At 63.0% G+C, this 10,794-nt stretch carries 9 protein-coding genes; 5 read left to right on the top strand and 4 right to left on the bottom strand.

Annotated elements, in window-relative coordinates:
• Positions 1–24 precede the first annotated feature (24 nt).
• From AC56LR_RS20480 to AC56LR_RS20490, 3 genes are all read right to left on the bottom strand, one after another.
• Entirely contained in the window at positions 25–1,053 is a 1,029-nt protein-coding gene (locus AC56LR_RS20480; RefSeq protein ID WP_497133156.1) for a DMT family transporter, read from the bottom strand.
• Positions 1,054–1,445: 392 nt separating this feature from the next.
• Positions 1,446–3,179 (bottom strand): AAA family ATPase, encoded by a 1,734-nt coding sequence (locus tag AC56LR_RS20485; protein ID WP_497133158.1) that lies wholly within the window; start codon positions 3,177–3,179, stop codon positions 1,446–1,448.
• A gap of 81 nt (positions 3,180–3,260) precedes the next feature.
• Positions 3,261–4,631 (bottom strand): serine hydrolase domain-containing protein, encoded by a 1,371-nt coding sequence (locus tag AC56LR_RS20490; RefSeq protein WP_497133160.1) that lies wholly within the window; start codon positions 4,629–4,631, stop codon positions 3,261–3,263.
• Positions 4,632–4,824: 193 nt separating this feature from the next.
• Between AC56LR_RS20490 and AC56LR_RS20495 the strand changes: the two genes are divergently transcribed.
• The 5 genes from AC56LR_RS20495 (at position 4,825) to AC56LR_RS20515 (ending at position 9,290) form a co-directional block, all read left to right on the top strand.
• The gene (locus AC56LR_RS20495; protein WP_497133162.1) at positions 4,825–5,271 is read left to right on the top strand and encodes a hypothetical protein; all 447 of its coding nucleotides are present in this window, start codon (positions 4,825–4,827) and stop codon (positions 5,269–5,271) included.
• Between the two features lie 19 nt (positions 5,272–5,290).
• Positions 5,291–6,178, top strand: a complete 888-nt coding sequence (locus AC56LR_RS20500) for a carbohydrate ABC transporter permease (protein ID WP_497133164.1) — start codon at positions 5,291–5,293, stop codon at positions 6,176–6,178.
• The gene (locus AC56LR_RS20505) at positions 6,175–7,008 is read left to right on the top strand and encodes a carbohydrate ABC transporter permease (protein ID WP_497133165.1); all 834 of its coding nucleotides are present in this window, start codon (positions 6,175–6,177) and stop codon (positions 7,006–7,008) included. The genes AC56LR_RS20500 and AC56LR_RS20505 overlap by 4 nt, the downstream gene beginning before the upstream one ends.
• 14 nt (positions 7,009–7,022) lie before the next feature.
• Complete coding sequence (locus AC56LR_RS20510) at positions 7,023–8,135, top strand: ABC transporter ATP-binding protein (RefSeq protein WP_497133167.1); 1,113 nt, start codon at positions 7,023–7,025, stop codon at positions 8,133–8,135.
• A gap of 189 nt (positions 8,136–8,324) precedes the next feature.
• A complete protein-coding gene (locus AC56LR_RS20515) occupies positions 8,325–9,290 on the top strand; it encodes a glycoside hydrolase family 43 protein (protein WP_497133169.1) in 966 nt (321 codons plus the stop codon).
• A 3-nt stretch (positions 9,291–9,293) separates the two neighbouring features.
• Here the strand turns inward: AC56LR_RS20515 and AC56LR_RS20520 are convergent, their stop codons facing one another.
• A complete protein-coding gene (locus AC56LR_RS20520; RefSeq protein WP_497133171.1) occupies positions 9,294–10,283 on the bottom strand; it encodes an alpha/beta hydrolase fold domain-containing protein in 990 nt (329 codons plus the stop codon).
• Between the last annotated feature and the right edge of the window lie 511 nt (positions 10,284–10,794).

Raw genomic sequence — 10,794 nt, forward strand, 5'->3', positions numbered from 1 at the left:
CACCGCCTGGGCGGCGGGGCGAAACTAGGACTTGTGGGGATGGGCGGCGCCGGCCACGCCGTCACCTTCGGCCAGGTCGCCGTGTCCGGCCTGCAGCGCTGAGGCTTCGAAGGCGACGGCGTCCTTGTCGTCGGCGTGCAGGCGTACCGACCAGGTCACGCCGGCGACCAGCAGCGCGATAGCGGCTATTTCCAGCGGGCGCGGTCCATGGCCGCGGTACAAAAAGCCGTAGAGCAGCGCGAACAGGGTCTCGAACAGGATCAGCTGGCCCGACAGCGTGACCGGCACGCGGCGGCTGGCCACGTTCCACAAGTGGTTGCCGATCACCGAGGCGCCCAGCGCGAGCAGGGCATTGCAGGCCCAGAACAGGGTCCAGTTACGTTCCGGAGAGGCCGGCTCGAGCTCGCCGGACGCCAGCGTCCACGCCAGCGCGCCCGCACCGAGCAGCAGCGCGACGACGCCGGTGGACAAGCCATAGAGGGCCGACCACTGGGCGCTGGAAAACTGCGGATTGCGTTTCAGGTAGCGCGCATTGTCGACCGCATACCAGCTCCAGCACAGCAGGGCGCCCGTCGCGCACAGCACGCCCAGCGCGATCGCGGTGTTCGACTGGGCAGCCTCGGCATGCAGGAAGGTGTCGATGTTGATGCAGGCGATGCCCGCGCCGATCAGCAACAGGGGCAGCGCCAGGCGGCGCAAGGGCAGCGCGCCGTGGTCGTTGCGGCCCAGCAAGGTCACGACCACCGGCAGCATCCCGACGATGAGGGAAGTCGGCGCCACGCCCGCATACTTCACGCCCACCGCCAGCAGCATGTAATAGACCAGGTTCCCGGCCAGCGCGTGGCGCAGCAGCGCCGCATAGTCGCTCGGGAGCAGGGTGGCGAACAGGGATTTCAGGCGCGGCAGCAGCAGGCCGAAGGCCATCGCGCCGTAGGCGACGTAACGGCCGACGGCCAGTTCCAGCGGCGAGAAGGCCCCCAGGAATTCGGGCACGATGAACACCAGCCCCCACATCGCACCGGCCAGCAGGCCGCACAGCACACCTATCCACATACGAAGTACCGGGACAAAGGGGAGATTTTACCCCGCACCCCTGCGCACCGTGCAACGCATGCCGTTGTACGTTTGCCGGTTGACCTCTTGACCCCGGCTCACTGCGGGTAATCTTCCGAAAGTTCGAATAGGTCTGCGCTACGAGATAGCAGTTCTCAAGAACGTGGAGAGCTCTTTTCGTCCGTTGCGACACTGACGAAGAGGATCCTATTTGCAGTAGTCACTGAAGCGTGGCTTGACGCTAGCGCTAGCGTATCGACATGCGTCCTGACCCGCTGAATGGAGTGATCACACGAATCAAGCCGTTAAGTGGGTTCGCGACGAATAGGTTCCTCTGCCGTCAAGAGGAGGCTCAAACATAATTAACGGCTGACTAGCTAACTAGTCTTGGGTCAGGCGTTCGCTCTTTTAATCATTGAAATGATTTCACGAGTTTTAGCTGACAAGTCTAGAACCGTCAAGTCTGCAGGGCCTTCACACACAGCACGTGCCACTTTCACTTTATCTACATCGGTCTTGATCGTGCCTGCCTTTGTTTTTTGTACAAAATGTAACCTGTGTGCGTATTTATCGGTGCTCTCAACATCTGAAAATGTTGGGTACAATGTGGAAAGAGCTTTATTTAGGGCTTCACGGCTAAGATAATTCTCAATTTCCCGCCCGGCGGTAATCCAGGCCGGGTCTCCGTGGGTCAGGAATTCAGAAACAATACGCTTTTTTGTGTCATTGATCTTGCTAGATGAAGCGGATTTGTCGCTATCAATTACGATAGCCATGTTCCTGTTTAGTCGTCTCAGTGCGATAAATTCATCGATCTCATCGTCCGTAGCGCTCAGATGACTTAAGAGCCGTCCGCCATAATACATCACGGAATAATGGATTCCTTCTCGTAATTCGGAATCAAGTGCGGCTATCCAGTGTTTGATATATACCCGATCAGACGGCCCTTCAACCCAAATGATCGAGTTTGTTTGGAGAAAGTCGGAAGCTCTATACCCAAGATCGTGGCAAGCCCTGAATCGCTGTGCTGGTACGGCTGCTAAGTCAATAAAAGTTGATTGATTCTGTTGAGTTACATGAAAAACCGCGGCACCGGGTTGATCGATAATGCTAGCTGAGTGAGTTGCAATAAAATACTGGTTATCGGTATTTTCAGTAATATACCTAATCAACTTCTTCTGTAGTAGGGGATGGAGATGGATTTCGGGTTCTTCGATGCATACGATACATTTTTCCGTTAAAGTGCAGAACGCTGCGATCATTACCACTTCGTGGATACCCGTTCCCAAAGATGATAGAGGCAACACCCTTCCTCCTTTATGAACGAGAACTTCTTCTCGATCGTGGGGGATTTCTATCAATGCAGATGCGTCGGAAGTGACGTCCTGCAAGAAATGATTTATTTTTTCAAAAATCTTTTTTAATTCACGTTTGGTTGGGCTTGGGTTTTGAAGCTCTGCCAGTTTATCTATTAGTCCCGCTCCACTAAAATCACCAAAACTCTCGCCTTTTTTCCCAATCTGCCGTTTCGCCGGAATGAGCTTCGCCTCTGGGTAGTTAATGCGGAGGGCATGCAATAGTCGCTGCGTCACGTTTGGAATCCAATGCTCATCTACCCCGCCGCCACTGCCGCCTGTCATGGACTTCCAAATCAAATTCCAATCGTGGTCCGGAATGGCCCGCTTTATTTCACTTGGTAAAAACTTTTCGAATACACAATCCGTCAGATTGGTTGCTGAAACCTTCATCCAAATCAGCTCTTTTTCGGCAAGGGAATTCAAAAGTCTCTCTAATGCCTGACTGGCTGTTGCAGCGTACCGTTGGTCGTGCGTCAGGTGCTTTGTTCGCTCAATGGCATCGGAGACAGGTATTGCGAAACCGATTTCGACTTCGTGGTTTGTCGCGCCCAAGTGGATTTCCAATGGCTCGAGAGTAAGGTGGGATCCGCGCCGTGAGTTGTTGATAGCCTCAATTAAATGTGATGATATCAAATTCAGGAAATTTGACTTTCCGCTATTATTTGTTCCAATGAAGAAGTTGCATTCTCTTAGTGGCGACGCCCATTGACGTTGCGAGCCAATGCCTCTATAGTTTTTTGCGCTTATTCCGTGCAGGTATACAGGCATCGTGATCGTTCTTAAATATTAGTTCGTGAAAATGTACGTTGATAAGCGTGCATGCTCATTCATTGTCTGCGGACACTGGGATCACTCGGGTGAAAAGTTCAAGGCGTTGAACTTCCCCGCCTTGTCGACCACCAGCGACACCAGCAGCGTCTCGTTGTCGTACCCGAAGCGGTAGCGCAGCCGCCGTCCCGCCGCCTCGTCCCTGCGCGACAGCAGCTCGACCGAGTTCAGCTTGCCGGCCTCACCCAGGGCTTCGGCCACGCGCGCCAGCACGGCGGGCGTGAGCTTGACCCCGAGTTCCGCATTCGCGCCCGCCGGCGCCTTGCCGGCGGCCAGGCTGGCCAGGGCCTCGCGCACCGCGGCCGTCATGCCTGGCTCCGGATCGGGAATCGCCTTGGCCGGCGCATCGAACAGCGCGGGCACGTAATGCGCCGCTATCAAGTCGGCAAACTTTGACGGCCGCGCCGAATCCGAATTGGCCAGCACGACCACGGTCAGTTTGTCGTCCACGTAGCGGCACAGCTGGGCGCGGAAGCCCTGCCAGGCGCCGCCGTGCGAGATGTGGCGGCGTCCCTTGACCGTGTCGACGAACCAGCCGTAGCCGTAAGGCGCGTCGCTGCCGTCGTTGAGCTTGACCGGCGTGAATGCCGCCGCGCGCAGGCGCGCGTCGAGGATGGTGTCGCCGTACAGGGCCTGGTCCCAGCGCAGGAGGTCCCGCGCCGTCAGGTAGAGGCTGCCGTCCGCCGTCGTGTTCAGGCGCGGCGCGACCCAGGCCTGGTTGCGCAGCGCGCCGCTTTTCCATTCGTAGCCGGCGGCGCGGTGCGGGATGATGTCGGCTTCGCTGATCACGCGGGTCGACATGCCCAGCGGGGCGAAGACACGCTCGCGCAGCTGCTCGCCGTAGAACTTGCCGCCGGCGCGGTTGGCGATGAAGCCCAGCAGGTGATAGCCCATATTACTGTAGGCCCACTTCTCGCCAGGGGCGAAACGCAGCGGCACGGCCGCTTCCAGTGCGGTCAGTTCCTCGTCCGTGTAGTCCTTGCGGAAATCGATGATCTCGTAGGGGTCGCCCAGTCCCGAGGTATGGGACAGCAGGTGCCGGATGGTGATCTTTTCCCAGCCGGCAGGTGTCGCGAGCAGGTGGCGCGAGACCGGGTCGTCGAGCTTGAGTTTGCCGTCCTTTTCCAGCAGCAGGATCAGCGCCGCGGTAAAGGTCTTGCCGACCGAGCCGGACTGGAACACCGTCTGCGGCGTCACCTGCACCTTGTGCTCGAGATTGGCCAGGCCATAGCCTTGTTCCTTGATCACCTTGCCGTCCTTGAAGACCAGCACCGACAGGCCGGGCACATGGCGGCGCTTCATTTCGGCGAGCAGGGCGTCGTCCAGGCGGTCGGCGCGGGCAGGGGCGATAAAGAAGGTAGCGGACAGCAGGGCGAGGCAGGCAAGGCGCATGGGGACTCCAGCGGATGGGGAGCCCGGATCATAGCCCCTGGGACGCGGCAATAGCGCGGCGGGGCGCATTTCATGCGGCACGCATGCGCGCCGGGATGCCGCCCGCGGTTCGGCAAGTCGCCAGGCTAATCATTATTTGCTAGTATTAATTGATAAAACAGGCATCATGCCCGGAACGATCCAGGAGACAGGCTTGACCCCATCCACCGTGCGCCTCGCCGCCACGCTGTGCACGTCCGCGCTTGCCGCGGTGTTCGCCAGCGCGCCGGCGCATGCGCAGGTCGAAGTGCGCATGTGGACCCTGCTCAGCGGCGGCGATGGCGCGCGCATGGCTGACCTGGTCGGGCGCTTCAACGCCAGCCAGCGCGAGGTGCGCGTCGTCAGCACCACGCTGAAATGGGGCGAGCCTTTCTACACCAAGCTGATTACTTCCTCGGTGGTCGGCGCCGGCCCCGACCTGGCCACCGTGCACCTGTCGCGCATGACCAACCTGGCCGAGGGCGGCCACGTGCTCGCCTACCGCTTGGCGTCGAAATTCCTGCCGGCGGCGCTGTCCTCGCAGCTCACGCCCGCGCAGGCCTTGCGCATGTTCGAGACCGAGGCGGCGCGCCTGGTGCGCAAGCGCGCTCCCCGGTACTGACCCTTCAGTGAAAGCGTCGATGACAGCTTCCCTTTCCCCGCCGGGCGCGCGCCGTGGCGACGCGCTGCTGGCGGCGCTGCTGCTGGCGCCCTTCGCCATCACTTTCCTGCTGTTCTACTTCCTGCCTGCGCTCGAGACTTTCTACATGAGCCTCACGGAGAGCAGCCTGACCCGCACCAATGCCTTCATCGGCGTCGACAACTACGTCACGCTGGTGCAGGACCCGTCGTTCTGGGCGGCGGTCGGCAATACCTTTTATTTTGCGCTGCTCACCGTCATTCCGCTGACGGTGCTGGGCCTGGTCATGGCGCTGCTGGTGCGCCACTTCACGCGCGCCAGCAGCTGGCTGCAGGGCGCATTCTTCCTGCCTTTCGTGCTGCCGGTCTCGGTGATGACCCTGATCGCCGACTGGATGCTGCAGCCGTCTTCCGGGGTAGTGAACCACGTGCTGGGCTTGCAGCGCGCCTGGTTCGCGGACCTCACCTGGGCGATGCCGATGGTGGCGATCGACACCATCTGGTGGACGGTGGGTTTCAACATGCTGATGTTCATGGCGGGCCTGCGCAACATCCCGCTCGAGCTGTACGAGGCGGCGGCGCTCGACGGCGCGCGCGGCTTCACGCTGTTTCGCGCCATTACCTGGCCGGCGCTGCGCCCGGTGGTCGGCATGGCCCTGGTGCTGCAGCTGATCGCCTCGATGAAGATCTTCGGCCAGACCTACATCATGACCACGGGCGGGCCTTTCAACACCACGCGCGTGACCCTGCACTACATGTACGAAACCGCGTTTACCCAGAGCGATGCCGGCTATGCGGCGGCGATCGCGGTGGCCTTCGTGGTGATCGTGGTGACGCTGTCGCTGCTGCACGCGGGCCTGGTGCGCCGGCTGGCCGGACGCCGCGCATGAAGGCGCGCGCGAACCTGGGCTGGGCCCTGATCGGCGGTGTTGCAGCAGTGCTGCTGGCCGCGATGTGGGTGGCGCCGCTGCTGTGGGCGATGAGCACCGCGCTGCGGCCCGAGCACGAGACCGTGTCCGCCGTCTTCCATTGGCTGCCGCAGCAGTGGACCCTGGAAGCGTTTGCGAAGGTGCTCGCCGCCGGCAAGGTCGGGCGCTGGCTGTTCAACAGCGCACTGGTGGCCCTCTTGGTGACGGTCGTGACGATGGCCCTGTCCTTGACGTCCGCTTACGCCTTCTCGCAGCTGCGCTTTCGCGGCCGCAGCCTGGTTTTCGGGCTGACCATGCTGGCCTTCCTGGTGCCTTTCGAGGCGCTGCTGGTGCCGCTGTTTCGCATGATGAACCAGCTCGGGCTGATCAACAGCTATGCCGGCATCGTGCTGCCGCAGGTGGTGGCGCCCGTGGTCATCTACGTGTTCAAGCAGTTCTTCGACGCCATCCCCGCGGACTTCCGGGAAGCGGCGGTGATGGACGGGGCCGGGCCGCTGCGCATCCTGTGGAGCGTCTACCTGCCGGTCTCGGGCAACATCGTGTGGGCGATGGCGATCGTCACCTTCATCGGGGCCTGGAACAACTTTCTGTGGCCCTTCATCATCGTCACCTCGAACGACATGATGACCATCCCGCTGGGCCTGACGCAGACCCATGACGCCTTCGGCGTGCGCTACGCCCAGCTGATGGCGGCGGCACTAAGCGGCGCGCTGCCGGTGGCGCTGGCCTACGTGCTGTTCCAGCGCCGCGTGACCCAAGGCTTCCTCGCCGCCACCGGCCTCAAAGCTTAATTTACGGAGATTCAATGGCATCTGTGCGCCTGCAGGGCATCACCAAAGCGTACGACGGCAACCCGGTGCTCGAGGGGATCGACCTCGACATCCTCGATGGCGAATTCGTGGTGCTGGTCGGCCCTTCGGGCTGCGGCAAATCGACCCTGCTGCGCATCGTCGCCGGCCTGGAAGAGGCAGGCGAAGGCACGGTGGAGATCGGCGATCTGGTCTGCAATGACGTGCGGCCCGCCGACCGCGGCATCGCCATGGTGTTCCAGAGCTACGCGCTGTATCCGCACATGACCGTCGCCGGGAACATGGGCTTCGCCCTGAAGCTGGCCGGCGTGCCGCGCAGCGAGATCAAGGAGCGGGTCGAGCGCGCCGCCGGGATCCTGCAGATCGGCCATTTGCTCGATCGCCGTCCCAAGGCGCTGTCGCGCGGGCAGCGCCAGCGCGTGGCGATCGGGCGCGCGATTGTGCGCAAGCCCGAAGTCTTCCTGTTCGACGAGCCGCTCTCGAACCTCGACGCGGCCCTGCGCGGCCAGACCCGGGTCGAGCTGGCGCGCCTGCACCGCGAGCTGGGCGCGACCATGCTCTACGTGACCCACGACCAGGTCGAGGCCATGACCCTGGGCCAGAAGATCGTGGTGCTCAATGGCGGCCATATCGAGCAGGCCGGCACGCCGCTCGACCTGTACGAGCGTCCGGCCAACCGCTTCGTCGCCGGCTTCCTCGGCTCGCCGCGCATGAACTTCCTGCCCGGCGCGCTGGCGGGCGAGGAGGGCAGCGCCGCCTGGGTGCGCCTGGCCGGCGGCGCGATGGTGCACGTGGCGGCCGACGCCACCCGCGCCGCGCCCGGCGCGCCCGTGACCCTCGGGGTGCGTCCGGAACACCTGCGCATCGACACCCGTGATGAGATCGAAGGCGGCATCCCCGCCACCGTGAACCTGGTCGAATACCTGGGCGACACCAGCATCGTCCATGTCCAGGCCGACGGCCTGCCCGAGATGGTGTCGGTGAAATGCCGTGCCGACGAGCGGGCGCCCGCGCATGGGGCGCGCGTGCTGCTCGTCTTCGACCCGGCGCATGGCCACCTGTTCGACGCCGACGGCGCCGCGCTGCCGCGCCCGTCCGGCAGGAGCTGAGCGCGAAGGCAGTATTGCTCCTGGCGAGTGCGATTCGGTGGCGAAAAACCTCCAGTTTTGAAGCGATTCCCGGCGTTTCTTGAGTGCGCCATTCCGGTGTGTTTTCGGCTAGGTTTGTCATATTGATCATCAATGCTGACTGATAAGGAATCCAATATCGGCAGCGCCGTCCGCTGCAAGGAAGGAGTCATGCACAATACCTACACCAATCCGGTCTTCCCGGAGATCATGGCCGACCCCTTCGTGCTCAAGCACGAGGGGCGGTATTTCGCCTACGGCACCGCGCCCGACGGCCCCGACGGCGGGCGCTTCCCGGTGCTGGTGTCGAACGACCTGGTCGACTGGCACCGCGCCGGCTACGCCTTGTCGGTGGCCGGGGACGACCATTTCTGGGCGCCCGAAGTCGCCTTCAACGAGGGCAAGTTCTGGCTGTATTACTCGTCCGGCGACAGCGAAGGCAAGCGCCACCAGCTGCGCGTGGCCGTCTCGAACGATCCGATCGGCCCGTTCCAGGACTGCGGCGTGCTCCTGGTGCCGGACCAGCCGTTCTCGATCGACGCCCATCCTTTCCTCGACGCGGACGGACAGTGGTACCTGTACTACTGCGTCGACTTCCTGGAATTCGAGAACGAACACCGCATTGGCACCGGCATCGTCGTGGACCGCCTGCTGGCCATGGACCGGCTCGAAGGCAAGCCGGTGACGGTGGCGCGCCCGCACGCCGACTGGCATTTGTTCAAGAAGGGACGGGCGATGTACGACGCCGTCTACGACTGGCATACGGTCGAAGGCGCCTCGGTGCTCATCCACGGCGGCAAGTACTACTGCTTCTACAGCGGCGGCGCCTGGGAAAAAGAGAACTACGGCGTGAGCTATGTGGTGGCCGACCATCCGCTGGGGCCGTTCACGCGCCCAGACGGCAGCGAGTCGGCCTTGCTCATGAGTTCACGGCCGGGCCAGGTGATCGGCCCGGGCCACAACTCCTTCACCAAGTCACCCGACGGCAGCCAGGACTGGATCGTCTACCACGTCTGGGACACCGCCATGACGGGGCGGCGCATGTGCATCGACCAGCTGGTATGGAACGGCAACCGGCCGACGACCATCGGGCCGACTTTCACGCGCCAGCCGGCGCCGGCGGGGCTGGTGACCTAGGTTCTAGCACGCGTTGGCCTGCAAGGCCTGGACTCCGCGCGCACGGGCCAGCAGGCCGTTGATCCAGGCATGCGCATGCAGGCAGGCCGCCCGGCCCATCGCGGAAGGAAAATGAATCAGGCCATGGGGCGCTTCGGGCAGGTCGACCAGTTCCACGTCCGCATGCCGCGACCACAGGCGCGCCATCGACAGCGTGTCGTCGCGCAGCGGGTCGCGCCCGCCCGTGAACATCAGCGCGGGCGGCATGCCGTCGAGATCCCCGAACAGCGGCGACAGCGGCGGCTGGCGACGCTCGGCCTCGCTCATGCCGGGCGTGAGCAGGTGCAGGGAAGGGAGCATGGCCGGTCCGTCCAGCACCAGCGTGTCGCGGCCGGCCGTGCGCACGCTCGGGCTGCCGGCCAGGTCGTACACGCCGTAATACAGCACCGCGCCTTCGACCCGCCGCAGTAGTCCGGGCCGGGCCTTGAGCGCCAGGAGGGTCGCCGCGGCCAGGTGGGCGCCGGCCGATTCGCCGAGCACGAAGGCAGGCAAGCCTTCGCAGCCGGGCAGCCCATCCCCGAGCAGCCAGGTGGCGGCGGCAAGGCAATCGTCGATCATCGCCGCGATCGGCGCCTGCGTCGCCAGCCGGTAGCCGACCGACACCACCACCACATTGCAGGCGCGGACGATGGCGGCGTTGAGCGCATCGTTCATTTCGGGATTGCCGATCACCCAGCCGCCGCCATGGATGTCGAGCACGACGCCGCGCGGCGTCCCGGCCGGCCGGAGCACGCGCAGCGGCACCTGCACGCCATCGGCTTCGGCCATGCGCGACTCCACGCGGATTGCCTTCCGGCGCAGCCTGCCATCGGCCCCGAGCTGGGTCAGGCGCAGCAGCGCCTGGCCGATCAGGGGCGTGATCCGGTGGCGATAGCGCACGCGCGGCGCGAGGGCAAGCTTGCGGTTCAGGCGCCGCAAGTCTTCGACCATGCCCGCGTCCACTAGCATCGGCATCGCCGGCTTCCTCCCTGGCGGGCGAGCGGCGTCGATCCGGGGAAATGGCAGTCGACGCGCGTGTCGAACGCGCGCAAGGCAACTTCTGGCCAGCCGCCACCCAAGACCGCAATCTCCGCCTTCATACGCCACCCTTGCTGGTACCCGATGGCGCATCGTACAACGATTCCCGGTGCTGCTTGTGTGAGCGGCAGGCGAATCGATAGCAATCGGTAGATTCGGAGGGTGCGCCTTCAGTAATGCTGAGGCTTGATGTCGCCAATTCTTACGAATTGGATGAGCATCGATGCTGGAGTATGGAAATAGCAGAGCAACAAGAACGTCACTTCGAACATCGGGGTCAGGTCTGACATTCGGACACGAACCCAGCCTTGCGCCGGTTGAGCCCGTGTCTGAATGTCAGACCTGACCCTGACCCTTCCCCACATATTTTCCTTGTAGGCGGGCCGGGTTGCTGCTAGCTTCCCTGTCAAAAAAGCGGTGCATGCATGGCTGTGTTAGCCCTCTCTTT

Source organism: Telluria sp. ZT3P39 (assembly GCF_059685935.1).